We start from the raw sequence: 24,496 nt of genomic DNA, 5'->3' as shown, positions 1-24,496 counted from the left end.
CCGGAACGCTACAATCTATAGGGCAGTGCCGAGGAGAACAACCCAACCGAGTCCACCATGCGCCAGTACCTCGACTTAGTCACCGACGTGCTCTCTGACGGACAGCACAAGCCGAACCGAACCGGAGTCGACACGATATCGGCGTTCAGCCGACACTACGAGGTGGACTTACAGGAGGGCTTTCCGCTCCTCACGACGAAAGACCTCTCGGGCTTCCGGTGGAACTCGCTCATCCACGAGTTCGTCTGGTATCTCTCCGGCGAGGAACACGTCCGAACGCTCGGCGAGGAGACGGGCATCTGGGACGCGTGGGCCGACGACGAGGGGAACCTCGACACGGCGTACGGCCGCTTCTGGCGACGCTTCCCGGTTCCCGACGAGGGACTGCCGGGCGAGGCGTGGCCCGACGAGTCGAATCGATGGCTGAACGACGAGGGGACGTTCGACCAGATTCAGTACGTTCTCGACACGCTTCGCGAGAACCCGAACTCGCGGCGAATCGTCGTCAACGCGTGGCACCCCGCCAACGCCGCCGTCTCGACGCTCCCGCCGTGTCACTACTCGTTCGTGTTCAACGTGCAGGGCGACCGGTTGAACCTCCATCTCACCCAGCGCTCCGGCGACATCGCCCTCGGCATCCCGTTCAACATCGCCGCGTACGCCCTCCTCGCCACCGCCGTCGCCCAGCGGACGGGCTTCGAGGTGGGGACGTTCGCGCACACCGTCGTCGACGCGCACGTCTACTGCGGCGAGGGTGACCGCGGCGCGTGGTACGCCGACAACCTCTCGGAACTCCAGGCTCGCCTCGCCGACGTGGAGTCGAAGGCGGACTACCTCGACGTGCGGGACTGGGTGGTCGAGACGGCACCCGCCGAACCCGAGGGGAAGGAAGACTACGACCACGTGCCCGGCCTCCTCGCGCAGTGCGCCCGCGAACCCGGCGAGAAGCCGACTATCGAGGTGGCCGACGTCCCCCTCGACGAACTCACCTACGACGACGTCCAGTTACACGACTACGACCCCGACGAAGGGATTCGATTCGCGGTGGCCGAATGACGACCGACGAGAATCGAACGACGGTGGCGGACGGCGTCGACTACGTCCTCGTCGCCGCCGTCGCGGAGAACGGCGTCATCGGCCGCGACGGCGGGATGCCGTGGCACTTCCCCGACGACATGGCGCACTTCAAGCAGACGACGACGGGCCATCCGGTGATTCTCGGGCGGAAGACGTACGAGAGCGTCCTCTCGGCCATCGGCGAACCGTTTCCGGGTCGGCTGAGCGTCGTCCTCTCGTCGCGTGACCTCGAACTCCCGGACGGAGCGGTGCTCGCGAACTCCGTCGAAGCGGCGGCCGAGCGGGCCGAATCGGCCGCCGCGGAGATGGGCGTCCGGACGGTGTACGTCGCCGGCGGGGGGCGCGTCTACGAACAGTTCCTCCCGCGAGCGACCCGGATGGTTCTGACCGAAGTACACGACGGCTACGAGGGCGACACGCGGTTTCCCGAGTGGGACGAAGCGGAGTGGACCGAGACGGACCGAGAACGCGGCGGCGAGTTCGACTTCGTCACCTACGACCGCGACGGGTGAGCGTCGCGGCCGTGCGCCGGCGGAATCACCCCCCCGAAACGCTTGACTCGTTCTCGCCCGACGTCTCGGTATGCACCCCGTCGACCGGCGGCAGTTTCGACGGTCGGTACGCCGCCTCGACACCGGAGAACTGCGGGACTTCGTCGCCGCGGCGTGGCGCGCACGCGGTGCCGAGGTGACCGTCAACGACGGCGGAAGCGAGAGCCGAGACGGACTCACCGTCGTTCACGGTGGAGAATCTCGGTTCGTGCGCGTCGTCTGCGGCCGGTGGGCCACCCGCCGTCTCTCCCCGTCGCCGGACGTCGACGTGCTCGTCGTCGATAGACCGGTCTCCTCGCGACCGGACGGCGTCCGCGTCGTCGACCCCGACGGCCTCCGCGACCAACTTCTCTACGCGCTCCCTCGGGACCGGGGAGTCGAGGTGGCGGCGACGCACCTCGGACTCTCGCTTCTCGTCGAGGACTCCGGGGCGACGTCGTCGGTCGCGGAACGGCTCTCGACCGACCGGTTCTCGTGGGTCGAGCCGCTGCCCGCCTCGGCGGCGGTCCTCGTCGGTGTCCTCGTCCTCCTCGCCGTCCTCGGGTCCGCCGGGGGGTTCTGGATGACGGACGGGCAGAACCCCGGAATCGCGTTGGGTGACGCGAGCGAACGTCTCGGCGGCGACCGTTCGGTCGGTACCGCGGCGTCGGCGACGGCGACGGCGTCGGCGACAGCGACGACCGCAGAACGGGGGCCGACGACCGAGTCGGAGGCGGAGACGGCGACAGCGGCCGGTGGTCGCGCCGGGTCCGGGTTCCCGCCCGGTCTGGGAACCGACGGCGTCACCGACCCCTACCGCCTCGCGGCGGCGCACGCGGACGGGGTCACCACGCAGTCGTACACGGTTCGGATTCGATACCAGGAGTCGAGAAACGGGACCGCGACCGGGTGGCGACGAGAACGCATTCAGGTCGCCTCGCCGACGCGCTACGTCACGAACGTCACCCGGAGCGGCGTGGTGGCGGCACCGCCCTCCGTCGTCGCCGACGTGGAGGCGTACGCCGACGGCGGGACCCGGTGGGAGCGACGGGTCGACGGTCCGCCCCTCCCGGGAGGCGTCGTCTACACCGCGACGCCGACTCGCGACGCGCGGGCGCGACACGGCTACTACGCCGACCGAATCGAGCGATACCTCGGCTGGTATCTCTCCGTCGAGAACTCGACGGTCGAAGATAGCGTCGAACAGAGCGGCACCACCTACTACTGGGTCCGTCTCGGGCCGGATTCGTACCCCGGCGTCGAGAACTCGACCGGTCGCGCACTCGTCACCGGCGAGGGAATCGTGCTGTGGGTCGAACGAAGCTACGAGACGCCCGACAATCCGGACGTGACGGCGACGGTCAGTATCCAGTATCTGAACCGCGGCGACGTCCCCGTGACCGAACCGCCGTGGGTGTCGAACGCGAGGAACGCGACGCGCGACGGCCTCGTGACGAACTGAGCGACGGGTGTGTCGAAAACTGTCGGAAAGAAAGAGACAGTTCGGTAGACATGATGCCTAGGTACACAGAGCACCTTTGCTCGCACGCCGCCTACCCCGGGTATGCGAGAGCAGACAGAACGCCCGCACGAGGACCGTATCGGCGGGGCGGAGGCGTTCCCGTCGCTCGTAGCTGACCATCTCCCCGACCCGGTACTCCTGGTCACCGACACGGGCGTGATTCGGTGGGCGACTCCGTCGGCCGGGCCCGCGTTCGGCCGTCCGTCAGACTGGTCACTCGTCGGAGAGCGAGTGACCGCGGTACTGGGCGGCGCGTACGACCCCGGTCGGGTACACGCCGTCGCGAGCGACGCGCGACTGACGACGACGGACGTGACAGGAGAGACCCGGACGTTCCGTCTCACGATAGCGCCCGCGGGCGACGGCTACTACCTCTACGTCGCTCGCGACGTGACGAATCTCGTCGACGCGGCGGCGACGGCCGATGCCGAGAGAGCGCGGTTCCGCGCCGTGTTCGACGGAGCCCTCGACGCTCTCGTACTGGCCGACGACGACGGGCGGTACGTCGACGCCAACCCCGCGGCGTGCGAACTGTTCGGTCTCTCGCGGGCCGCGCTCCTCGGGAAGTCCATCGCGGCGTTCGCGCCACCGGCGTTCGACTTCGACGCGGCGTGGGCGTCGTTCCTCGACGCGGGCGAGCAGAGCGGAACGTTCACGCTCCGACGCGCGGACGGCGAGCGACGGGTCGTCGAGTTCAGCGCCGTCGCGGACGTGCGCCCGCACGAACACCTCGCCGTCCTCAGAGACGTGACGGACAGAGAGGCGGACCGACGGACGCTCGAACGACAGCGCGACGAACTCGCCCGACTGGTCGACCTCGACGACCTCTTGCGCGGCGTCACGAGGCAGGTGTCGAATCGGACGACCCCATCGGAGACGCTCGACGCCGTCTGTCTGGCGTTCGTCGCCGCGCCGCACTACGAGTTCGCGGTCGTCGTCTCGGCGTTCGGCGACGTCCTCGCTCGGGCCGGACTCTCGCCGGACGACGTCGACGACGTGGTGCCTCGCGTCGAGACGGACCGGCGGGGAGACGGCGACGCCTTCCCAGCGGTCGGACGCGTCGAGTGGCCGAACGCTCCCGCGTCCGTCGCCGCCGTCTACGCCGTCTCGATGTCCCGGGAAGCGCCGACCGGAACGCTCGTCCTCGGGTGCGGAGTCGATCGACTCACCGACCGGGAACGCGACGTCCTCGCCGAAATCGGGCAGATGGTCGGACAGGTCCTCGCGGGGCAGGAGGCCCGACGTCTCCTCGCGGCCGACAGGGTCGTCCGCCTCCAGTTCAGGTTCGACGACCCGGACCTCCTCTACAGTCGGGTGAGTCTCGAAACCGGGGCCGTCGTCTCCGTCGCCGAGGTGGTTCCGGCGGACGCCGGTCGCGCGATTCACTACGTCACCGTCGGGGAGACGCCGGCCGAGGTAGCCGTCGACGCCGCTTCCTCGCTCGACGGCGTCGAACGGGTTCGCTCCGTCTCCGACGACGGCGGTCACACCACGCTCGAACTCGTCGTCTCCGGCGGCACGCCCGTCCGCTCGTTGGCCGAGTTGGGTGCCCACGTCCGGTCGGTGACGGCCGACGCGGGACGGTGCGACGTCGTCGTCGAAGTGCTCCCCGGAGACAACGTCAAGCACTTCGCCTCGGCCGTGAAGAGTCGATATCCGTCGGCGTCGGTGGTCCGAAAGCGGACGCTCTCGCGGCAGGAGTCCGCTCCGTGGAACGCGAGCGGTGACGACGTGACCTCCCGGCAACGGGCGGTTCTCCGGGCGGCGTACTCGGCGGGGTACTACGATTGGCCCAGACGGCGGACGACGGGGACGGAGTTGGCCGACACGTTCGGCGTCTCGTCGGCGACGCTTCACCAGCATCTCCGCGTCGGCGAGGGAAAGGTCGTCGGTGCGTACCTCCGCGCGGCGGACCGGTTAGAGACTGAACCGGGCGACCGAGGGGATGAGCCGGGAGGAAACGGGCGTGGCGGACGGAGCGCTACCTGAGCAGTCAGGTAGACGATTCAGGCCGGTTCGGAGACGAGAGAGCGTATGGATGCAGCCCAACGTGTCCCCGAACGGTCACCGGTGTACCACACCGACAACCCCCGCCGGCGAGACATCCTCGCGGTCCTGAGCCGAGAGGAACCGCCGCTTCCCCTCGACGAGTTGACCGAAGAGGTCGCAGACCTCTCGCAGGTCGGGCGACGAGCGAACTACTCGGTCGAGGACCGGCGCGCGCTCGAAATCGCGTTCCACCACCTCCACCTCCCGGTGCTCGAGAACGCGGGTATCGTAGAGTACGACCCGGTCGAGAAGGAAGTCGTCGCGTGGCCGCCGCTTGAACCGGTGTGGACGGTATCGGAGGCGAGACCCGGACCCGACTCTGACCCCGACCCCGACCCCGACGAACTGTCCGTCGTCGACTGAGGCGACCCCGACGACGCCGCGTCCGCGGCCCGAGTCCGTCGCCGACTACCCGAGGCTTCCCTCCATCTCCAACTCGACGAGGCGGTTGAGTTCCACCGCGTACTCGATGGGCAGTTCCGAGGTGATGGGTTCGATGAAGCCCGAGACGATGAGCTGTTTCGCCTCGTCGTCGCCGAGTCCGCGCGACTGGAGGTAGAAGATGTCGTCGTCGCCGATTCGACCGACCGTCGCCTCGTGGGCGACGTCGACCTTCGACTCGTGAATCTCGATGTGCGGCATCGTGTCCGAGGTGGACTCGTTGTCGAACATGAGCGCGTCGCACTCGACGGCGCACGAGGAGTCCGTCGCGCCGTGCGCGATACGGACGAGTCCGCGGTAGTTCGTCCGACCGCCGCCGCGCGAGATGGACTTCGAGACGATGGTCGACTTCGTCTCGGGCGCGTTGTGGTACACCTTCGCGCCGGTGTCGATGTCCTGTCCCTCGGAGGCGAACGCGATGGTGATGTGGTTGTCCGACGCGCCTCTCCCGTTGAGAATGGTCGCCGGATACAGCATCGTCGCCTTCGAACCCATCGACCCCGAAATCCACTCCATGCGACCGCCCTTGTCGACGATAGCGCGTTTCGTGTTGAGGTTGTAGGTGTTCTTCGACCAGTTCTGGACCGTGGAGTACTGGACGTGTGCATCCTCCTTTACGAACACCTCGACACACCCCGAGTGGAGGTTGAACGCGGAGTACTTCGGTGCCGAACAGCCCTCGATGTAGTGGACCTCAGAACCCTTCTCGGCGACGATGAGGGTGTGTTCGAACTGGCCCATCCCCTCGGAGTTCATTCTGAAGTACGCCTGGATGGGCATGTCGACCGTCGTGTCCTCGGGGACGTAGACGAACGACCCGCCGGACCAGATGGCCCCGTGAAGCGCGGCGAACTTGTTGTCGGACGGGGGGACGCACTTCGTCATGAAGTACTCTTCGACGAGGTCCGGATGTTCGCGCACCGCTTTGTCCATGTCCATGAACACCACGCCTTCGCGCTCCCACTCCTCGCGCATGTTCTGATAGACGATTTCGGACTCGTACTGCGCGCCGACGCCGGAGAGCGCGTTCCGTTCCGCCTCGGGGATGCCCAGTTTGTCGAACGTGTCGCGAATCTCTTCGGGGAGTTCCTCCCACGACTTCGCGCCGCCGCGGACCTCCACGTCGGGGCGGATGTACGGGATTATCTCGTTGATGTCGACTTCCGAGAGGTCGGGCATCTCCGGCCACCCCGTCGGCATCGGCATCGCGTCGAACAGTTCGAGGGCGCGGAGGCGACGCCGGAGCATCCACTCGGGTTCGCCCTTGTCCTCGGAGATGAGCCGTACCGTCTCCTCGGTGAGGCCTTTCTCGGCGACGAGTGCGGCCTTCTGGTCCATCTTGAAGTCGAACCGGTTCTGTACGTCGGCCGTCTCGAAGTGTTTCTCGTCGCGAGTGCTCATACTCGTAGAGGGGGGCCGAGGAGATATGAACACATCTGCGACAGGGGGTGTCAGGCTTCGAGTGCCGCGGTATCTGGGGTTCGGTCGTGTCGACTCTCGCCGCGGGCACGACGTCTCGCGGTTCCGCCGTGAACGGGCGGCGGCGGGTCCGTCGCGAGTACGCTTTTCTCGGCGGCGCGTGAAGGAGTCGACATGGCCGCGACCTTCGAACTCTACGAGGACAGAGACGAGAAGTTCCGCTGGCGTCTCGTCCACGACAACGGCAACATCATCGCCGACAGCGGCGAGGGCTACGCGACGAAACAGAAGGCGAAGCAAGGTATCGAGAGCGTGAAGCGAAACGCCGCTGACGCCGCCGTCGAGGAGGTCTGAGGCGGGGTTCGGGGAGTTCCGGGACGGCGTCGGCGCGTCGAGCCTAAATACGTCGCCGGGATGCGGTACTATCGTCCCACGGTGGTGCTTTTATACCTCCGGGGACCGGATGTAGGGGTGATGAACCGGAACGACCAGCAGGCGTACGACCGCGGTACGTCGCTGTTCTCTCCCGACGGACGTATCTATCAGGTCGAGTACGCCCGCGAGGCGGTCAAGCGAGGCGCGCCGAGCGTCGGCATCCGAACCGCCGACGGCGTCGTCCTCGCCGCGCAACGGCGTACGAGTTCTTCGCTCATGGAAGCCGACAGCATCGAGAAGATTCACAAACTCGACAACTACCTCGGCGCGGCGACGGCCGGTCACGTCGCGGACGCCCGGCAACTCGTCGACGACGCCCGACAGGAGGCGCAGGTGAACCACCTCCGCTACGGCGAACCCGTCCGCGTCGAGACGCTGACGAAGTCGCTCTCGGACATGATTCAAGAGAGCACCCAGCGCGGCGGGACGCGCCCGTTCGGCGCCTCCCTCCTCATCGGCGGGATGGACGGCGAGGGCGAGGGGGCGAGCGCCCGTCTGTTCCAGACGGACCCCTCCGGCGCGCCGCAGGAGTGGAAGGCCGTCGCCATCGGCGCGAATCGCGGCGACATCCAGGAGTTCCTCGAAGCAGAGTGGTCCGAGGAACTGTCGCTCTCCGACGGCGTGAGCCTCGCGATTCGGTCGCTTCTCGTCCCCGACGAGGAACTGGACGCCGCGGAACTGAGCGTCGTCACCGTCTCGGCCGACGGCTACCGCGAAGTCGACGAAGACGAAGTCGACGCCGTTCTCTCCGACCACGTCCCCGGCGCCGACGACGACGGCGACGCCGAGTAGGCGATGGCGAGAGACCAGACTCCCGGAGGCGAGTCGGCGGACCGAGACGCCGACGGCCCGGTGGCCGTCGTGCGCCGCCTCACGACGTTTCCGGTGAAGTCACTCGACGGTTGCGAACGCGACTCGGTTCGAGTCGTCCGCAACGGCGGCCTCGCGGGCGACCGAGAGTTCGCCCTCTTCGATTCTGACGGCGAGTACGTGAACGGCAAGCGCGAGCGACGCACGCACCGCGTCCGAACCGAGTTCGACCCGGACGCCCGAACGCTCGCCGTGACGCTCCCGAACCGAACCGAGACGTTCGACGTCGACGACGAACGCGGCGCGGTCACCGACTTCCTCTCCGAGTTCTTCGGCTACGACGTGTCGCTCCGACAGAACCGGGCGGGCGGCTTTCCCGACGACACGGAGGCGTCCGGTCCGACGGTCGTCAGCACGGCGACGCTTCGCGAGGTGGCGTCGTGGTTCGACGGCGTCGACGCCGACGGGATGCGCCGCCGACTCCGCGCGAACGTCGAACTCGGGGGGAGGGACGGGTCGCTCCCGCCGTTCTGGGAGGACCGCCTGTTCGACCGGCGAGGACGCGTCGTCCCCTTCGCCGCGGGCGACGTCGAGTTCGTCGGCGTGAACCCCTGTCAACGGTGCGTCGTCCCCTCCCGGCACCCGGATACCGGCGCGGAGTACGACGGGTTCCGCGAGACGTTCGTGCGACGGCGTCGCGAGACGATGCCCGAGTGGGCCGACTCGGACTGGTTCGACCACGACTTCCGCGTCATGGTGAACACGACGGTTCCGGAACCCTCGTGGGGCGAGACGCTGTCGGTGGGCGACGAGGTTCGCGTCGGCGCGTCGCGTCCGACGGACGACTGACGCCGCGACCCACCGCAGTCACCACCCGCTGAACTTATCGCGCCGATAGAGGTTCAGTTCCTGTACCGCCGAGTTGTCCTGTTTGGCCGCGAAGACGACGGCGTCTGCGACTTCCTCTGGCTCGGTCACCTCACCGGCGTCGAACCGGTCGGCGAACGTCTCGCCCTCCACGGCGAACTCGGTTCTGACCTCCGAGGGGTTGACGACGGTGACGGCGACGCCGTCCTCACCGGCGCTCGCGGCGACGCTGTGAGCGAAGCCGCGGACCCACCACTTCGTCGCCGCGTAGACGGGATTGAACGGACGCGGGTAGTGGCCCGCGAAGCTCCCGAGGAACACGAGAACGCCCTCGCTCTCGGCGAGGTGCGGGATGGAGGCGCGGGTGAGGAAGAACGACCCGTCGAGGTTCGTATCCATCATCGTCCGGTACTGTTCCGTCGTCATCGACGTCACGTCCGACCCGCGCGCGAGACCCGCGTTCACCACGACGACGTCGAGGCGACCGAACCGCTCGGCAACGGCGTCGACGGCGTCGTCGACCCGCGTCTCTTCGCGTACGTCGGCCGGGTGGACGAGCGTCTCGACGCCGTGGCCGGCTTCGAGTTCGTCTGCCAGCGCTTCGAGTCTGTCCTCGCGTCTCGCGACGAGAGCGACGTTCGCTCCCTCGTCGGCTAGCCGATGCGCCGTCGCCGCGCCGATGCCCGAACTCGCGCCCGTCACGAGTGCGGTCTGTCCCCGCAAGTGCTCCTGCATAGTCGTCTCTCTCACGGCGTCGACTTAGCGGTACGTACCGCCGAACGCGACGGCGAGGACTTCGTTCACCCTACCGCTACCCGGACGTTTAGGCGGGGAGGCGACGAACCGCGAGCTATGGACGCAGACCGACTCGTGTTCGAGGGCGGCCACGTCGCCGACGTGGACGGGACGCGACGCGCGGACGTGGTAGTGGACGGCGAGACGGGCCGAATTCTCGCGGTCGGCGAGGAACTGAGCGCGGAGGCGGACGGCGACACCGAGACGGTCGACGCTTCTGGAGCGTACGTCGCGCCGGGACTGGTCGACTCGCACGTCCACCTGATGATGGACGGCCGACCCGACGTGGCGACGGCGAACGACGAGAGCCGCGAACTGCTGAGTTACCGCGCCGCCGCCAACCTCCGCGCGAACGTCGAGGCGGGCGTGACGACGGTTCGCGACCTCGGCGCGCCGGGAAGTCTCGCGCTCGACGCCGGGCGCGCGGTCGACGAGGGCGTCCTCGTCGGCCCGCGCGTCGTCGCCTGCGGACGGAACGTCGTCATGACCGGCGGCCACGGCCACTGGTTCGGCCGCGAGGCGGACGGCGAAGACGAGGTCAGAAAGGCCGCCCGCGAGCAACTGAAACGGGGTGCGGGCGTCGTCAAGACGATGGCGACGGGCGGCGTCCTCACCGAGGGTGCCGTCACCGGCGCGCCGGAACTCACGGAGGCGGAACTCGCGGTACTCGTGGACGCGGCGTCGACGAAAGGCGTTCCCACGGCGGCGCACGCCCACGGCAAGGAAGGCATCGAGAACGCCGTCCGCGCGGGCATCACGAGCGTCGAACACGGGACGTTCATGGACGAAGACACCGCGGAACTGATGGCGCGCGAGGGGACGTACTGGGTGCCGACGGCGAGCGCGTTAGAGGGAATCGTCGAGAACGGCGTCGAGGCCGGAATCCCCGAATCGGCCGTCGAGAAGGCCGAAGACGCCCAAGAGCGATTCGAGCGAGCGTGGGAGCACGCGCTGGACGCCGGCGTGACCATCGCGATGGGGACGGACGCCGGGACGCCGTTCAACTTCCACGGCGAGAACGCCCTCCGCGAGATGGAGTTGATGGCCGAGTACGGCCTCTCCGCGCCCGAGGCGTTGGAAGCGGCGACGGCGACGGCCGCTGAGTTGCTGGGCGTCGACGACGTGGGGCGCGTCGCCGAGGACTACCGGGCGGACCTGGTGCTGCTGGAGGCGGACCCGAACGAGGACGTGACGGCGTGGCGCGACGCCGACGCCGTCTACCGGGACGGCGAACGCGTCGTCTGAACGGGACGGCGGGTGCCGCGCCACGGTGCGGCACACGCGTCCCGAAACGGAATGGTTTTATCCGTTCATCCGATACGAGTGTATGCAGAAGCGCTCTGGTGGTGTAGTCCGGCCAATCATATCACCCTCTCACGGTGATGACCAGGGTTCGAATCCCTGCCGGAGCATTTTCGCGAACGTAACGACCGAAGAGCGGAGCGTGGGAGTTCGAATCAGCGAGCGAGGGTCGTCGTCCGTCCAGCGTTTGAGATAGTTTTTCTTTCGATACTCTCCGATTAACCCACAGTATCTCGGGAGCTAACTAATCGTCCGATACGTGTCGGTACGGCCGAGCTAATGAGTTCCCAACACGTTCGCCGAGACCGACGCTCGGTCGAGAGAGAGAGCGAGACGACGGACGTCGGAGTGGCGGACGAGTTGTTCGACTTGGACGTCGCGATGCTGTACTTCGACCCGCACCCGGCCCACAGAGGGTTCGCCGAGGCCATCGGCGCGGACCTGATAGACTACCGCGAACACTCCGCCGGCCCCCTCTCGGGAACCGTCGCCGACGACGTGGTGAACGGACTCAGACTCCCGAACTACGACGTCTGTCTCGTCGAGGGGTCGGTTCCGCTGTACGCGGCGCTCGTCGGCCGCGCGGTCACCGACACCACCGTCGTCTACCTCTGTGCGGACCACGGCCTCTACCACGTCGGAAGCGACGATTTCGTCGGCACGTCGTTCGTCAAGTCGCTGGTGGGTCGGTTCGGCGTCCCCGCCATCCGGCGCGTCGCCGACTGGGGTATCGACGGCGTCGTCGCCGTCTCGGACTTCGCCGCCGACTTCACCGCGGACATCGTCGGTCCGCGAACGCCGGTTCGAGTCGCGCACCCGTACATCGACGAGTCGGTTCAGCCCGAACTCGAAGCGACCGACCCGGACCTCGAATCGACCGTCGCCGTCGCCGTCGGCAGGCCCGAACCGTACAAGGGGTTCGACCTCTTAGTCGAGGCATGGTCGACGGTTCGAGAACGACACCCAGAGGCCGAACTCCACCTCGTCGGCGCGGGGCATCCCGACTCCTACGGCGACGCGGCGGGCGTCGAAGTCCACGGCTACGTGGACTCGCTCGCGGAGTCGTTCTCGAACGCCTCGCTGTACGTTCAGCCGTCGCGGATGGACGCGTTCCCCGTGAGTTCGCTCGAAGCGATGTGCGCCGGACTCCCGGCGCTCGTCACCGACACCGTCGGGACGCGGTCCGAAGTCGAACGGGTCGACCCCTCGATGGTCGTCGAGGCGACGCCGTCCGCTCTCGCTTCGGGCGTCGTCGACTACTTCGACCGACCGGTCGCCGAACGTCGACGCCTCTCGGAGACGGCGCGAGAACGCGGCGTCCGCTTCGACGAGGCGACTCGACTCGACGCGTTCCGCGCGTCGTTCTTCGAGGTGATAGACGAGATTCGTCACACCGAACCGACGCAGTTCGAGTCGGCCATCGGTGCGGTGCGGAGCGTCCAGAGCAGATGAGCGCAGACACGGAGTCCGAGACGTCGCAACGTCGCTCGGGGCCGCGTATCGGGATGGTTCTCAAGGGTCACTATCCGCCCGACGTGCGCGTCGAGAAGGAGGTGAGAGTCCTCGTCGCCGCGGGCTACGACGTCTCGCTCCTCTGTCTCGGCGGCGACGACGACCCGGAGCGAGAACGCGTCGGCGGCGCGACGGTAACCCGGTTTCGGCGGCAGGAGAAGTACGGCCTCCTCCAACGAGGCGTCAAGACGCTCGCGTACACGGCGACGCTCTCGGACCGAATCTGGCGGCGCGAACTCGTCGACTTCGTGGAGACGGACGACGTCGACGTCCTCCACGTCCACGACCTCCCACTCGTCCAGACGGCGCAGGACGTCGCCGACGAGTACGGCCTGCCGGTCGTCGCGGACCTCCACGAGAACTACCCCGAGGCGGTGCGGCAGTGGCGGCGCGGGATGCCCCGGTGGCGACGGGGAGTCCAGACGGTCGTCGCCCCGGTGTGGCGGTTGAAACGACTCGAACGTCGGGCCGTCGCCCGCGCCGACCGCGTCCTGACCGTCGCCGAGGAGGCGCGCGCGCACTACCTCCGCGACTGCGGCGCGGACCCGCGGACGGTGAGCGTCGTCTCGAACACCGTCGACTTGGACGTGTACGACCCGGAGCGCGTCGCCCCCATCGAGTCGGGTCGGGGGGACGCCGCGGCGGACGACGAGTTCGTCGTCGGCTACGTCGGGAGCTTCGGTCCACACCGAGGCATCGAGACGGCCATCCGCGCGTTTCCGGCCGTCGTCGACGCCGTTCCGAACGCGCGACTCCTCCTCGTCGGCGGGTCGAACGAACCGGGCTACGACCAGGGACTTCGCGAACTCGCCGCGGAGACGGGCGTCGGTGACCGAATCACCTTCACCGGTTGGGTCGACGCCGCCGACGTTCCCGGCTTCATGGCGGCGTGCGACGTGGGGCTCGTACCCCACGTCTCGAACGCCCACACCGAGACGACGGTGCCGCACAAACTGTTCCAGTACATGGCGCTCTCGGTCCCCGTCGTCGCGACTGACGTGGGACCGCTCGGTCGAATCGTCCGCGACGCGGGCGGCGGGCGCGTCGTCCCCGCCAGCGACCCGGCAGCGATGGCCACCGCACTCGCGGCACTCGGCGACGACGCGGAGTTACGAGACCGACTCGGCGAGAGCGCCCGTCGCGCCGTCGTCGACAGATACGCGTGGGCGGACGACGCGGAGACGCTCGTCGCGCTCTACGACGACCTGACCGGCGCGTAGCTTTTCTCAGTTCAGTTTCCGAACCCGCCCGCGAGCGTCCGCGCCACCGTCCGCATGTCGTAGCCGAGGCGGAGTTCGAAGAGGAGGACGACGGCGGCGTACGTCACCACGCCGGAAGCGACGAGGAAGGCGAGACCGAGGACGCCGACGCCCACCTGCGCCTGTAGCGAGACGACCACCGCGGCCATCAGAGCGCTTGCGACCGCGGGATAGCCGACGACGCGGGCGAGCGTCCGAAACCGGCCGTCGACGATGTCGACGGCGAGGTACGCCGAGACGGGTTCCGAGAAGCAGACGGACGCGCCGACGACGGCGAGGGCGGTTCCGACGAGGCCGTACGCGTCCGTCAGGGGGACGACGAGCGCCGCCAACACGACGAGTTTGCCGAACTGGACTTTCGTGCCGAGGTCCGGGCGACCGACCGCTTGGAACAGCGGCCCGGTCGTCGCGCCGAGGGAACGGAGGAGACCGAAGACGGCCAAGACGCGCATCACGTCGATGGCGGGTTCCCACTCGGGACCGAACACGGTGAGGACGAACGTCGGCGCGATGGCCGCGACGCCGACGGCGACGGGGAACGCGACGAACGTGGTGAGCTGAAGGGTCCGGAAGTACGCCTCGCGGAGTCGAGCGGCGTCGTTCTGAAGCTTCGAGTACGTCGGGAACACCACGTCAGAGACGACGTGCGTTATCTCCGTGGCCGGCGCGTTCGAGAAGCGGTACGCCATCTGGTAGAACCCGACGGCGGTGCTTCCGAGCGCCCACCCGACGAAGATGTCGTCGCCCTCGGTGACGAGAAAGACCAGCGCGTTCAATCCGGTCATCCACTTGCCGTACGTGACGAGTTCTCTGGCGCGCGCGACGTCGACGCCGAGTCCGGGTCGGTAGTCGTGGACGACGTACGAGACGAGGACGCGGGTGAGGTTACCCGCGACGACGCCGAACACGAGCGCCCACACCGTGGGGTCTCTGTTCAACAGGAGGGGAGCGACGACGAACGTGTAGCCGACGGCGACGGCGGTGTCGACCACCGCGCCGGTCATCCGGTAGACGGCCTTCCTGCGGAAATCCAGTTCCTTCTGGAGGTAGACCATGCCGGGGTTCTGGAGGCCGAACAGGAACGGACTGAGCGCCAGCACCCGAATCACGTCAGTCAGCCGCGAATCGCCGAAGAAGTCGGCGGCGAGGGGGGCGACGGCGAGTCCGAGAGCGAGGAGGGCGGCGCCGCGAACCGCGCGCATCGCGAGTGCGGTGTCGAGGTAGTCGTCCACGTCGTCCTCGGCGCGTTGGACGAGTGCGGCGTCCAGTCCCAAATCCGAGAGCCGTTCGAAGATGGCGACGACGAGGAGGGCGATACCCAAGAGGCCGAACTCGGAGGGCGGAAGCACCGTCGCGAGGACGACGAACCGCCCGAGGAGAACGAGTCGTTCGCCGACGTTCGTGCCGGCGGCCCAGAGGCCGCCCTTGACGGCACGTTCGACGAGCGACCCGGAGGGAAGCGGACCGCCCCGGAGCGTCGAGAGTAAATCGCGAGGCCAGCGCACGGTCGAGAGACGGCGACACCGGTCAAAGGTACGCGCCGGATAACGGTCGTTCGGGTCGCCGCCGCCGTCGCCGTCGGTCGAAACGACCGAAAGAGACAGTACCTCCGCGCGGGCAGTCCCTGCTACATGGCCGCCCCCCTGGTCTCCGTCGTCGTCCCCACCTACTACCGAAACGATAGACTGCGCGACGCCGTCGAGAGCGTCCTCGCGAGCGACTACGACGCCGTCGAGGTTGTGGTCGTGGACGACTCCGGGGAGGCGCACGCCGAACCCGTCGCCGAGGAGTACCCAGTCGAGTACGTCGCCCTCCCGGAGAACCGCGGCGGCAACCCCGCCCGGATGGCCGGTATCGAACGCGCCGACGGCGCGTACGTGCAACTGTTGGACGACGACGACCGACTCCACCCGACGAAGCTCTCGAAACAGGTCGCGCTGTTGGAGGCGTCGAACTCGGACGACGAGGGCGCGGTAGGCGTCGCCTACTGCGGGATGTGCTTCGAAAGAGGCGACGACGTCCTCCCGAATCCGGACTGTCGCGGCGACGTCCTCCCGCAAGCACTCGCGTTCGACCTCTCGCCCTGCGTCACCTCGACGATGCTCGTCGACAGCGACGAACTGGCCGCCGTCCTCCCTCTCGCGAACCGCCCCGGCGGCGACGACTTGGGCCTGATGATTGACCTCGCGCGGCGGACGGCGTTCGACTACGTGGACGAGGTGTTGGTCACCCGCGGCGAAGCGGGGGAATCCCGCGGGAAGTCTCGGGGTGTCGTCCGCGGGCGGCGGGACATCCTCTGGGAGTACGCTCACGTGTACGGTCTCCACCCGGCGCCCCGGCGCCGCGCCGTCGCCGCCACGAACGCCCTCGAAGGGCGCGTCAGACTCGGAGAGCGAGCGTGGGACCCGCGGGCGATACGCGCGTTTCTCCGCGCCTTCCGGGGAGAGCCGTCACCGGAGCGAGGCGCGTTCCTCGCGGCGTCGCTCTTCGGACGCACCGGACTGACGTTCGCCGACCGGGTGCTGAGTCGGGTGAACTGAATGACGCGAACGCGAATCTGCGTCGTCTTCGGTCTCGAACTCGCGCCGCCGGGTGGCGCGGAACGACTCGTTCTCGAAGAAGCCCGGTTCCTGGCGGCCCGCGGTCACGACGTGACGCTGGCGGTGCCCCGCTACGACGAGGACTACCTCTCCGAAGTGAGACTCCCGGACGCCGTCACCGTCGTCGTCTACGGCGACCCGAGGCACCGCCTGCCCGGCGCTCGCCGGATTCGACGCGTCCTCCGCGCGGCGTCGCCGGACGTCGTCTTCACGCACTACACGGAACAGGAGACGGGCGTCGCCCTCGCCACCCTCCCGACGGACCCGCCCACCGTCTCGCACGTTCACGGCTCCGTCCTCTGGTTCCCCGAAGACGCCCGTCACCTTCCGCACCGCCGTCGCGGGACGTACGACGAACTCGTCGCCGCCGTCCCCGGCCACCGCGAGTTCCACGGCGACCCCCGGCCGGGCGTCCGAGAACGCCTCAGAGTCGAGTGCTGGGAGCGTGTGAAAGGACGCGTCCTCCGCGAGACCGACGCCGTCTTCACCGGGTCGAACCGCGTGGCGACCGAACTCCGAGGGCTGTACGGCGCGACGCCCGAGGTGGTCCGTCCCGGCGTCTCTCGGTCGTGGCTCGACCGATACGAGGCGGTGCAGACGCGGACGCTCACCGACCACGAGCACACCGTCTTGAGCGTCAGCCGACTCGACTCGCGGAAGCGACTCGGCGTCCTCGTCGAAGCGGTCGGCCGCGTGCGTGACCGCGGCCGCGACGTCGGACTCGTCCTCTGCGGCACCGGGGACGACGAGGCGCGACTCAGAGATGCCGTCGCCGACGGCGGACTCGACGACCACGTGCGGTTCGAGGGGTACGTCGCCGAGTCCGACCTCCCCGCCTACTACACGTCGGCCGACGCGTTCGCCTGCCCGGCGTGGATGTCGTACGGTCTCGCGCCGTTGGAGGCGTACGGGATGCGCACGCCCGTCGGTCTCTCGACGGACACCTACGTGAAGGAGATTCTCGGCGACGCGCCCGCCGTCCGCGTCGCCGACCCCGACGCGGCGAGTTGGGCCGACGCGCTCGAATCGCTGCTCGACACCGGTGAGACGCCGGACGCGAGTCGCGTGCCGACGTGGGACGAGTTCTGCGAGGAGAAGTATCGGGAACTGGTCCGACGGGGAGTGCTCCCGGACGGAGACGAATCCGAGAACCGCCCGGTTACCGCTCGGCCGTCCCGGTGACGAGGTGCGTCAGGGCGGCGACGTACGAGCCAACCTCGTACGCGCCCTTGAACGTCTGGCCGGGCACGTCGATTCGGCCGTCGGCGGTTTGGAAGCGCGTCGGCACGCCGAGACCGCTCTGGTCGACCAGCGAGGGGCCGTCGCTGTCGTCGTATATCCACCCCATCGCGTCGCCCACCTCGCGGTCGTAGTTCTTCTCGCCGCCGGCGGCGTAGTAGTGCGCGACGGCGTTGACGAAGAACGTCTGGTGGCACTCGTAGAGTAACTCCCAGTGCGGCGGTGAACGCTCTCCGCGGAGTCTGTGCCGGAGTTCGTTGCCAACGAGCATCCGCCGCGTCGGGTCCTCCCAGAGGAACGCGCCGTCGTCTCGCATCCGGTTCTCGACGGTGTAGTCGAGGACGCGTTCGACGTTCTCCAGATAGCCCGTGAGCCCGGTCACCTCGATGGCTCGGGCGAGTCCCCACAGCGTGTACATCTGATTCTGGTGGCGACGCGTCGTCGGGTTGTCGAAGAGAAACAGCGTCTCCCAGCCGTCCTGTCTGTCGACGACGGCGTCCATCGCGCGGACGACGTCGTCGCGAAGAGCGTCGGTCGGGTCGCGTTCGTAGAGGTACGTCCACCCGTAGAGGAGGAGGCTGTCCTCGCTGTTCGAGAAGTCGAACCGGTCCGCGGTGTACGCCTGCAGGTCGCGAGCGACGGCGAGGTGGTCTCCGCTCTCGTCGTCCGAGTCGAACACGTCCGACGCGAGCGAGAACGCGGCCACGAGGGGGCCGAGCCCGTAACTCGGCATCTCCTCGCGCGTCGTCTCGTCGGAGACGGCCTCGCGGAAGTGCGCCAACTGCGAGCGGAGTCTCTCGTCGTAGGCGTCGGTTCCGCGGTCGGAGACGCGCCACTGGAGGAGGCCCGCGAGAGCGAACGTCGCGTAGCGCCACTGGTTCTCGTCGTTCGGCGTCCACTCGACTATCTGCTCTCCGTCCGCGTCGACCCGGTAATCGAGTGCGCGAAGCAACCGCTCGTTCGCTCCGTCCCAGAAGCCGTTCTCTCGGGTGGGCCGAAAGAGGCAGTCGAGGGCGGCGTCGAGGTGCGCGTCGTAGTCGAACGGTTCGACGGCGAGGACGAGATAGGAGGCGTCCTCCCACGCGTCGCGCGCCGAGAGACGCTCCGACAGTCGTTCCGAGAGGTCGACGAACGGTCCCTGCACGGACCACGGAAGGTGTCCGGCGTGGGCGTGGACGCGTTGCGGGAGTTGGTAGACCAGGTCGTAGTCGGCCAACTGCCACCGCGGAGCGAACAGGCGGCGGGCCTCGTCGGGGTCGTAGTATCGCATCCGGTGTTTGCCGCCGGCGAAGTACGGCGAGCGCGGGGTGGGGACGGAGAAGACGAACCGCCCCTCGGAACCGACCACGCGCCGGACTTCCGCCGTCAGGCGTTCGACGTCCAGAAAGCGCCAGTCGTACGGACCGATCGAGACCGCTCCGTCGAAGTGGTCGTCCGGAAACGGAAGCGTCGGGGCCTCCGGGTCGGTCCAGGCGTACTCGTCGACGTCGTCACCGAGCGCGTCTCTGGCGGACTCGCTGGCCCCCTCGGCGAAGTCGAGTCGCGTCACGCGTTCGGCATCGAGGCCGCGGGTGACGTTCACCTCCGAGGCGAGGTCCAGGACGCGACCCCGCCGCCCCAACAGTTCCCACGCGGACTCCTTCTCCGCGTCGCGGAGATACTGCACTATCGGAGCGGCCGCCGGTTGCTTTACCCACCGTTCGAGTACCTCGTCTCGCATCAGTGTCGCGTCAGTTCGGCGGACGAGCGCTTTAATAGACGGTGGGTAAACCCCGCCGAGAACGCGACGCGGACGCCTTCGTCACGGAGCGCGCGAATTCAGCGGCGCCCGAGAGAATCAGCCGCGGACGCCGCGGAGTGCGCGGGCGGCAGAGAGCGCGCGCGGGCCGAACGGTGCGAGTGCGAGGAGGGCCGCGTGGTCGCCGCGCCGTTCGCGGACGAACGCGTTCGAGAGTTCGCGAACCGCCTCGGTTCGGTCGTCCGCCTCCAACGCCCGGACGCCGCGTTCGCGGTGTGCCGCCGCCTCGAACCGTCGGCGTGCGTCCGGGTTCGCCGCGAGTTCGGCGGCGTACTTCTCGCGGACGGCGGCCCGACACCGGACGTCGTAGTCGGGGTCGCCGGTCACGTTGCCGTCGTGGTGGGTGCGTTCGACGAGTTCTTCGGGGATGCACGCCCACTTCCACCGCTTCGACAGGCGGATGGTGAGGTCCCAGTCGCAGGCGATGTCGAACGACTCGTCGAACCCGCCGACGGCCTCGAAACACTCCGCGCGGACCAGGTGACTGGAGTGCGGGAGCACCGTGTTCCGGACGAGAATCTCCGGGAAACGGTCGCCGCCGCGGTCCCATCGGACGCGGTCGACGACCTCGCCCGACCCGTCGCGGATGACGCCGCCGGTGTAGACGCCGCAGTAGTCGTCGCCGAGTCCTTCGAGGACCGCGACCTGTTTCTCGACTTTCGTCGGATACCAGCGGTCGTCGTCGCCGAAGACGCCGATATAGTCGCCGCGGGCCGCCTCGACGCCGCGGTTCATCGTGTACGGAATCCCCCGGTTCTCGTCGTTGCGCAGGACGCGAACCCGGTCGTCGTCCGCGTACTCGGCGAGGACGCTCTCGGTTCCGTCCGTCGACCCGTCGTTCACGACCACCACCTCCACGTTCTCGTACGTCTGTTCGAGAACGCTCTCGATGGCACCGCCCACGTACGACTCGCGATTGTACGTCGGAATCACCGCGCTCACGAGTACCGTCATTGACGGGCCGTCGTCGTCACCGGATATAGCCGTACGGGTGTTTTGAGACTCCTACTACCGTTTCACCGCGGCGTAGCCGTTGGCTTACCAACGGTCACGGTACGTTACAAGAGCGGTAACAAAGAAATTCGTTATCTTCGATAATTCCATGACAGCCGAAGTTCCGTTCACCGACGTCTACGTCGACGACACCATCGTCGACCGGGTGGGCGAGGTGATGCGGAGTACGCGGTACGTGAAGGGACCGGAACTGGAGGCGTTCGAGCGAGAGTTCACCGAAGAGTGCGGCGTCGAACACGCCGTGGGCGTCAGCAGTGGGACGGCCGCCCTCCTCCTCTCGTTGGAAGCGGCTGGCGTCGGGGGGAGCGAGGACGAACAGGTGTTCGTCCCCGGAAACACGTTCTTCGCGACGGCCTCGCCCGTCCTCGCACTGGACGCGACGCCCGTGTTCGTCGACGTCGACCCCGAGACGTACACGATGGACCCCGCGGACCTCGAAGAGAAGGTCGCCGCCGCGGGGAACCCCTCGGCAGTGATGCCCGTCCACATCTACGGCGCGATGGCGGATATGAACGCCATCACCGACGTCGCCGACGACTACGATTTGGTCGTCGTCGAAGACGCCTGTCAGGCGCACTTCGCCGAACGCGACGGACACGTCGCGGGAACCGCGGGCGACGCGGGCGCGTTCAGCTTCTACCCCTCGAAGAACATGACCGTCGGCGGCGACGGCGGGATGCTCGTCACCGACCGAGACGACGTCGCCGAGTCCGCGCGAAGGCTTCGGAACCACGGCCGCGACGGCGACGGCGTCCACCGAGCGCTCGGGTTGAACTACCGTCTCGACGAGGTGAAAGCCGTCGTGGGACGCGAGCAACTGCGGCAGGTCCGCGACTGGAACGACGCCCGCGTCTCCGCCGCCGCCCACTACGACGACTGCCTCGCGGACGTCGACGAGGTGGTCACCCCCGCCGTCCCCGAGAACGCGACGCACGTCTACCACCTCTACGTCGTGCAGGTGCCGCCGGCGGACCGCGACGCCCTCCGCGGATATCTCGAAGACGCCGGGGTGCAGACGGGCGTCCACTACGAGACGCCGGCGCACCGCCACCCGGCGGTCCTCGAACGCGTCGGGGAGTCGTCGCTCCCCGTAACGGAGAACCTGTACGACCGCATCCTGTCGCTGCCGATGCATCCGCGTCTGACGCCCGGCGACGTCAGCCACGTCTGCGACGCCGTCGCGTCGTACTTCGAGGAGGGCGGCCGTGGGGCTTGAGTACGGCGTCGTCGGCACGGGCTACTGGGGAAGCAACCACGTCCGCGTCGCCGCCGAACTCGTCGAAGCGGGAGACATCGACTCGCTGACGCTCTGCGACATCGACGAGGAACGCGCGAGCGAGATGGCCGACTCCTACGGCGTGCCGTACGTCACCAGCATCTCGGACCTCGTCGCTTCCGGCGTCGACGCCGTCGTCGTCGCCACGCCCTCCGTGACGCATCACGAGGTGGGCTGTGAACTCCTCGACGCCGGCGTCGACGTCCTCGTCGAGAAACCGCTGGCGACGACGAGTCGGGACGCGTGGTCGCTGGTCGAACGCGCCGAGGCGAACGACTGCGTCCTGGGGGTGGGGCACATCTTCCGCTCACACCCTGCGCTCCGCGACCTGAAACGACGTATCGACCGGGGCGAACTCGGCGAGATACGGTACCTCACGACGACGCGATACGCCTTCCGGACGCCGCGACCGGACGCGGGTGCGCTCTACTCGCTGGCCGTCCACGACGTGGACGTCTACTCGCATCTCCTCGACGCCCGACCCGACAGCGTCTACTGTCGCTTGGACTCGAACGTCCGCGACGGCATCGACGAGACGGCGACGCTGACGCTCTCGTACGGCGACGTCACCGGCGTCATCAACGAGTCCTGGCACGTCCCCGTCTTCGACAAGCGGCGGGACCTGACCGTCGTCGGGTCGAAGCGTTCCGCACACATCGACTACCTCGAAGACACCGTCGTCGAGATACACGACGCCGAGGTGGTTCGCGAGGAAGGCGTGTTACAGGCCCGCGACGAGGGCGTCCGCCGACACGAAGTCGACGGCGGCGAACCCCTCCGTCTCGAAGTCGAGGCGTTCGTCGACGCCTGCGAGACGCGAACCGACCCGCCCGCGACCGGACGCGTCGGTGCGGAGACGGTCGAACTACTGGAGGCCGCAGAGCGCTCCGACGAACTCGGTGAGTCCGTCTCGCTCCCGGCGGGCGTCGACCCTGAGTCCGTCCCGGCGCAGGCCGACGACTGACGCCCTCTCTCCTCGCTTTCCGACGCTCATCCGGCGACGACGTCCGCGATGTCGCCCCCGTCGGTCGCGTAACTGTACGCCGGCCCCGCCAACATCAGCGCCGCGACGACGACGGTTGCGGCGAGTATCGAGGGGCTGACGACGGCGGTGATACCCTCGTTGACGACGCGGTAGATGGAGCCACCGGCGGCGACGCCCGCGAACGCCCACGGAATCTGGCCGACGGCCGTCGCGCCGAGGTACGTCCGAGACCGGACGCCCGCGAGTCCCGACCCGACGGAGACGATGTCGGACGGCGCCGGGAAGACGCGTCCGGCGACGATGCCGCGGAAGTCGCCGGCGACGTCCATCGCCTTCTCGCCCACCTCGGAGAACCGGCCGCCGTCGGCGGAGAACCGACCGAAGAGGTACGGCGGCGTGCAGGTGACGACCATCAGCACGAGTGCGACGGGGAACGCCATCAGCCCCCAGGCGTAGCCCGCGAGGACGGCCACGAGCGTCGCCGGCCAGAGTAACAGGGGTCGGACGAGTGCGAGGACGACGAGCGCGACGGCGAATCGCACGGGGTCGCCCGCGAGCCATCCGAGTCGTTCGAGTACCCACTCTGGCGAGAAGAGAAACAGGGCACCGGCCGCGATGGCGACGACGAGCGCACTCCCGACCGACCGAACACGCGAATCCATGCCGTTTCGTGCGCGACGGGTGTGAAAGGGGGTTATGCCTGTATATGTAGGGTAGCGCGGCTCGCGAGCACGGTTCGGCACGAGACGTCGACGCACCCCTCGCCTGCGAGTGCGGCGCGTCCTCGACTCACCGCCCGAGCGTCAGATACACTTTCTCGCCGTCGACTCGCGTGTAGGCCGGTTCGTGAGGTGGGAAGTCGAGGGCGCGGATACGGTCGTACAGTTCCGTCTGGCCGTCTTCGTCCGCGAGTTCCGCGGCGGGAATCTCCTTCAGTCCGTCCAGACTCGCCTTACTGTAGAAGTAGCGCTCGCCGTCGAACTCCGCTTGCGGCGTGGCCATCGCCAGCAGTTCGCCCGAGACGAACTTCGGGAGCATCTCCTCGAACAGTTCGACGGACACCTCGTGGACGCGGTCGTACAGGGTCCGCGCCGTGTCGTCCGGACGTATCTCGGCGAACCGTCGCGCTATCACGTCGCCCGCATCGACGGACTCGGCCATGACGTGCATCGTCGTCCCGTGCTTCCAGTGGTCGTCGGCGCGGGCGTTCATGATGCTGTGGCTGAAGACGTTGCTCCCGCGGTAGCGCGGCAGTTCCGCCTGATGGAGGTTTATCGGTGCCACGTCGGGATGTGCCAACAGGTTCGGGCCGAGTACGTCCGGGTAGTAGACGCTGAGGAGGTAGTCGACGGGGTACTCGGTCGCGCGGTGAGCCTCCTCGCGGGTCAGCACCGGGTAGCCCAACCGATGGGCCAGTTCGTTCACCGACTCGTCCCACCAGCCGTCGTGGTCCGGCGGGTACGTGACGACGACGGAGACGTCGATTCCGTCGTGGTCGTGGAGGCGTTCGAGACAGCGGGCACCGAGCGGGTGGCTCCCGAAGAAGGCGACTGTCGTCATACCACA

The 24,496-nt window shown here is 68.2% G+C and carries 22 protein-coding genes and 1 tRNA gene; 16 read left to right on the top strand and 7 right to left on the bottom strand.

Annotated elements, in window-relative coordinates:
* The first annotated feature begins 57 nt into the window (after window positions 1-57).
* The 5 genes from thyA (at window position 58) to BM282_RS12010 (ending at window position 5,541) form a co-directional block, all read left to right on the top strand.
* Window positions 58-1,056 (top strand): thymidylate synthase, encoded by a 999-nt coding sequence (gene thyA / locus BM282_RS12030; protein WP_089881287.1) that lies wholly within the window; start codon window positions 58-60, stop codon window positions 1,054-1,056.
* A complete protein-coding gene (locus BM282_RS12025; RefSeq protein WP_089881284.1) occupies window positions 1,053-1,589 on the top strand; it encodes a dihydrofolate reductase in 537 nt (178 codons plus the stop codon). Before thyA ends, BM282_RS12025 begins: the two co-directional genes overlap by 4 nt.
* Window positions 1,590-1,659: 70 nt before the next feature.
* On the top strand, window positions 1,660-3,069 hold the full coding sequence (locus BM282_RS12020; RefSeq protein WP_089881281.1) for a hypothetical protein: 1,410 nt from the start codon (window positions 1,660-1,662) through the stop codon (window positions 3,067-3,069).
* A 102-nt stretch (window positions 3,070-3,171) separates the two neighbouring features.
* Entirely contained in the window at window positions 3,172-5,118 is a 1,947-nt protein-coding gene (locus BM282_RS12015) for a bacterio-opsin activator domain-containing protein (protein WP_089881278.1), read from the top strand.
* 45 nt (window positions 5,119-5,163) lie between these two features.
* Window positions 5,164-5,541 carry a DUF7344 domain-containing protein gene (locus BM282_RS12010; protein WP_139229718.1) on the top strand — a complete coding sequence of 126 codons (378 nt, stop codon included), beginning with the start codon at window positions 5,164-5,166 and terminating at the stop codon, window positions 5,539-5,541.
* A 45-nt stretch (window positions 5,542-5,586) separates the two neighbouring features.
* Here BM282_RS12010 and sufB read toward each other — a convergent pair whose 3' ends face one another.
* A complete protein-coding gene (gene sufB / locus BM282_RS12005) occupies window positions 5,587-7,020 on the bottom strand; it encodes a Fe-S cluster assembly protein SufB (RefSeq protein ID WP_089881272.1) in 1,434 nt (477 codons plus the stop codon).
* Window positions 7,021-7,212: 192 nt separating this feature from the next.
* Here sufB and BM282_RS12000 point away from each other — a divergent pair, with 192 nt between their 5' ends.
* From BM282_RS12000 to BM282_RS11990, 3 genes are all read left to right on the top strand, one after another.
* Entirely contained in the window at window positions 7,213-7,392 is a 180-nt protein-coding gene (locus BM282_RS12000) for an HVO_2922 family protein (protein ID WP_089881269.1), read from the top strand.
* 120 nt (window positions 7,393-7,512) lie between these two features.
* Entirely contained in the window at window positions 7,513-8,265 is a 753-nt protein-coding gene (gene psmA / locus BM282_RS11995) for an archaeal proteasome endopeptidase complex subunit alpha (protein ID WP_089881266.1), read from the top strand.
* Between the two features lie 3 nt (window positions 8,266-8,268).
* Window positions 8,269-9,132: an MOSC domain-containing protein gene (locus tag BM282_RS11990; protein ID WP_089881263.1), complete on the top strand. Its 864-nt coding sequence runs from the start codon at window positions 8,269-8,271 to the stop codon at window positions 9,130-9,132.
* 18 nt (window positions 9,133-9,150) lie between these two features.
* Here the strand turns inward: BM282_RS11990 and BM282_RS11985 are convergent, their stop codons facing one another.
* On the bottom strand, window positions 9,151-9,885 hold the full coding sequence (locus tag BM282_RS11985) for an SDR family oxidoreductase (RefSeq protein ID WP_089881260.1): 735 nt from the start codon (window positions 9,883-9,885) through the stop codon (window positions 9,151-9,153).
* A 117-nt stretch (window positions 9,886-10,002) separates the two neighbouring features.
* Between BM282_RS11985 and BM282_RS11980 the strand changes: the two genes are divergently transcribed.
* The 4 genes from BM282_RS11980 to BM282_RS11965 all read left to right on the top strand — a co-directional run bounded on the left by BM282_RS11980 (window position 10,003) and on the right by BM282_RS11965 (window position 13,979).
* A complete protein-coding gene (locus tag BM282_RS11980; protein ID WP_089881257.1) occupies window positions 10,003-11,190 on the top strand; it encodes a metal-dependent hydrolase family protein in 1,188 nt (395 codons plus the stop codon).
* A gap of 92 nt (window positions 11,191-11,282) precedes the next feature.
* Window positions 11,283-11,357, top strand: a tRNA-Glu gene (locus BM282_RS11975).
* Between the two features lie 169 nt (window positions 11,358-11,526).
* Complete coding sequence (locus tag BM282_RS11970) at window positions 11,527-12,699, top strand: glycosyltransferase family 4 protein (RefSeq protein WP_089881254.1); 1,173 nt, start codon at window positions 11,527-11,529, stop codon at window positions 12,697-12,699.
* A complete protein-coding gene (locus BM282_RS11965; RefSeq protein ID WP_245758355.1) occupies window positions 12,696-13,979 on the top strand; it encodes a glycosyltransferase family 4 protein in 1,284 nt (427 codons plus the stop codon). The genes BM282_RS11970 and BM282_RS11965 overlap by 4 nt, the downstream gene beginning before the upstream one ends.
* Window positions 13,980-13,990: 11 nt before the next feature.
* Here the strand turns inward: BM282_RS11965 and BM282_RS11960 are convergent, their stop codons facing one another.
* Window positions 13,991-15,523, bottom strand: a complete 1,533-nt coding sequence (locus tag BM282_RS11960) for a lipopolysaccharide biosynthesis protein (protein ID WP_089881251.1) — start codon at window positions 15,521-15,523, stop codon at window positions 13,991-13,993.
* A 126-nt stretch (window positions 15,524-15,649) separates the two neighbouring features.
* Here BM282_RS11960 and BM282_RS11955 point away from each other — a divergent pair, with 126 nt between their 5' ends.
* On the top strand, window positions 15,650-16,558 hold the full coding sequence (locus BM282_RS11955; protein WP_089881248.1) for a glycosyltransferase family 2 protein: 909 nt from the start codon (window positions 15,650-15,652) through the stop codon (window positions 16,556-16,558).
* Entirely contained in the window at window positions 16,559-17,800 is a 1,242-nt protein-coding gene (locus BM282_RS11950; protein WP_089881245.1) for a glycosyltransferase family 4 protein, read from the top strand.
* Here BM282_RS11950 and BM282_RS11945 read toward each other — a convergent pair.
* Both BM282_RS11945 and BM282_RS11940 read right to left on the bottom strand, forming a co-directional pair.
* Window positions 17,778-19,577: a methyltransferase domain-containing protein gene (locus BM282_RS11945; protein WP_089881242.1), complete on the bottom strand. Its 1,800-nt coding sequence runs from the start codon at window positions 19,575-19,577 to the stop codon at window positions 17,778-17,780. The genes BM282_RS11950 and BM282_RS11945 overlap by 23 nt on opposite strands.
* Window positions 19,578-19,694: 117 nt before the next feature.
* Complete coding sequence (locus BM282_RS11940; RefSeq protein ID WP_089881240.1) at window positions 19,695-20,609, bottom strand: glycosyltransferase family 2 protein; 915 nt, start codon at window positions 20,607-20,609, stop codon at window positions 19,695-19,697.
* A gap of 148 nt (window positions 20,610-20,757) precedes the next feature.
* On the opposite strand from BM282_RS11940, the gene BM282_RS11935 reads away from it, so the two are divergent.
* Together BM282_RS11935 and BM282_RS11930 are read left to right on the top strand one after the other, a co-directional pair.
* On the top strand, window positions 20,758-21,885 hold the full coding sequence (locus tag BM282_RS11935) for a DegT/DnrJ/EryC1/StrS family aminotransferase (RefSeq protein WP_089881237.1): 1,128 nt from the start codon (window positions 20,758-20,760) through the stop codon (window positions 21,883-21,885).
* Window positions 21,875-22,909 (top strand): Gfo/Idh/MocA family protein, encoded by a 1,035-nt coding sequence (locus BM282_RS11930; protein WP_089881234.1) that lies wholly within the window; start codon window positions 21,875-21,877, stop codon window positions 22,907-22,909. The genes BM282_RS11935 and BM282_RS11930 overlap by 11 nt, the downstream gene beginning before the upstream one ends.
* A 26-nt stretch (window positions 22,910-22,935) precedes the next feature.
* Here the strand turns inward: BM282_RS11930 and BM282_RS11925 are convergent, their stop codons facing one another.
* Together BM282_RS11925 and BM282_RS11920 are read right to left on the bottom strand one after the other, a co-directional pair.
* Window positions 22,936-23,592 (bottom strand): TVP38/TMEM64 family protein, encoded by a 657-nt coding sequence (locus BM282_RS11925; RefSeq protein ID WP_089881231.1) that lies wholly within the window; start codon window positions 23,590-23,592, stop codon window positions 22,936-22,938.
* 127 nt (window positions 23,593-23,719) lie between these two features.
* Window positions 23,720-24,490: a methionyl-tRNA formyltransferase gene (locus tag BM282_RS11920; RefSeq protein WP_089881228.1), complete on the bottom strand. Its 771-nt coding sequence runs from the start codon at window positions 24,488-24,490 to the stop codon at window positions 23,720-23,722.
* Window positions 24,491-24,496 lie beyond the last annotated feature (6 nt).

The organism is Halogeometricum limi (genome assembly GCF_900115785.1).
GTDB classification, from domain to species: domain Archaea; phylum Halobacteriota; class Halobacteria; order Halobacteriales; family Haloferacaceae; genus Halogeometricum; species Halogeometricum limi.
This window is presented reverse-complemented; position numbering and strand designations above follow the sequence as displayed.

Coding starts and splice junctions, on each gene's coding strand:
- thyA (WP_089881287.1), top strand. CDS start 58: ATGCGCCAGTACCTCGACTTAGTCACCGACGTGCTCTCTGACGGACAG.
- BM282_RS12025 (WP_089881284.1), top strand. CDS start 1,053: ATGACGACCGACGAGAATCGAACGACGGTGGCGGACGGCGTCGACTAC.
- BM282_RS12020 (WP_089881281.1), top strand. CDS start 1,660: ATGCACCCCGTCGACCGGCGGCAGTTTCGACGGTCGGTACGCCGCCTC.
- BM282_RS12015 (WP_089881278.1), top strand. CDS start 3,172: ATGCGAGAGCAGACAGAACGCCCGCACGAGGACCGTATCGGCGGGGCG.
- BM282_RS12010 (WP_139229718.1), top strand. CDS start 5,164: ATGGATGCAGCCCAACGTGTCCCCGAACGGTCACCGGTGTACCACACC.
- sufB (WP_089881272.1), bottom strand. CDS start 7,020: ATGAGCACTCGCGACGAGAAACACTTCGAGACGGCCGACGTACAGAAC.
- BM282_RS12000 (WP_089881269.1), top strand. CDS start 7,213: ATGGCCGCGACCTTCGAACTCTACGAGGACAGAGACGAGAAGTTCCGC.
- psmA (WP_089881266.1), top strand. CDS start 7,513: ATGAACCGGAACGACCAGCAGGCGTACGACCGCGGTACGTCGCTGTTC.
- BM282_RS11990 (WP_089881263.1), top strand. CDS start 8,269: ATGGCGAGAGACCAGACTCCCGGAGGCGAGTCGGCGGACCGAGACGCC.
- BM282_RS11985 (WP_089881260.1), bottom strand. CDS start 9,885: ATGCAGGAGCACTTGCGGGGACAGACCGCACTCGTGACGGGCGCGAGT.
- BM282_RS11980 (WP_089881257.1), top strand. CDS start 10,003: ATGGACGCAGACCGACTCGTGTTCGAGGGCGGCCACGTCGCCGACGTG.
- BM282_RS11970 (WP_089881254.1), top strand. CDS start 11,527: ATGAGTTCCCAACACGTTCGCCGAGACCGACGCTCGGTCGAGAGAGAG.
- BM282_RS11965 (WP_245758355.1), top strand. CDS start 12,696: ATGAGCGCAGACACGGAGTCCGAGACGTCGCAACGTCGCTCGGGGCCG.
- BM282_RS11955 (WP_089881248.1), top strand. CDS start 15,650: ATGGCCGCCCCCCTGGTCTCCGTCGTCGTCCCCACCTACTACCGAAAC.
- BM282_RS11950 (WP_089881245.1), top strand. CDS start 16,559: ATGACGCGAACGCGAATCTGCGTCGTCTTCGGTCTCGAACTCGCGCCG.
- BM282_RS11945 (WP_089881242.1), bottom strand. CDS start 19,577: ATGCGAGACGAGGTACTCGAACGGTGGGTAAAGCAACCGGCGGCCGCT.
- BM282_RS11940 (WP_089881240.1), bottom strand. CDS start 20,609: ATGACGGTACTCGTGAGCGCGGTGATTCCGACGTACAATCGCGAGTCG.
- BM282_RS11935 (WP_089881237.1), top strand. CDS start 20,758: ATGACAGCCGAAGTTCCGTTCACCGACGTCTACGTCGACGACACCATC.
- BM282_RS11925 (WP_089881231.1), bottom strand. CDS start 23,592: ATGGATTCGCGTGTTCGGTCGGTCGGGAGTGCGCTCGTCGTCGCCATC.
- BM282_RS11920 (WP_089881228.1), bottom strand. CDS start 24,490: ATGACGACAGTCGCCTTCTTCGGGAGCCACCCGCTCGGTGCCCGCTGT.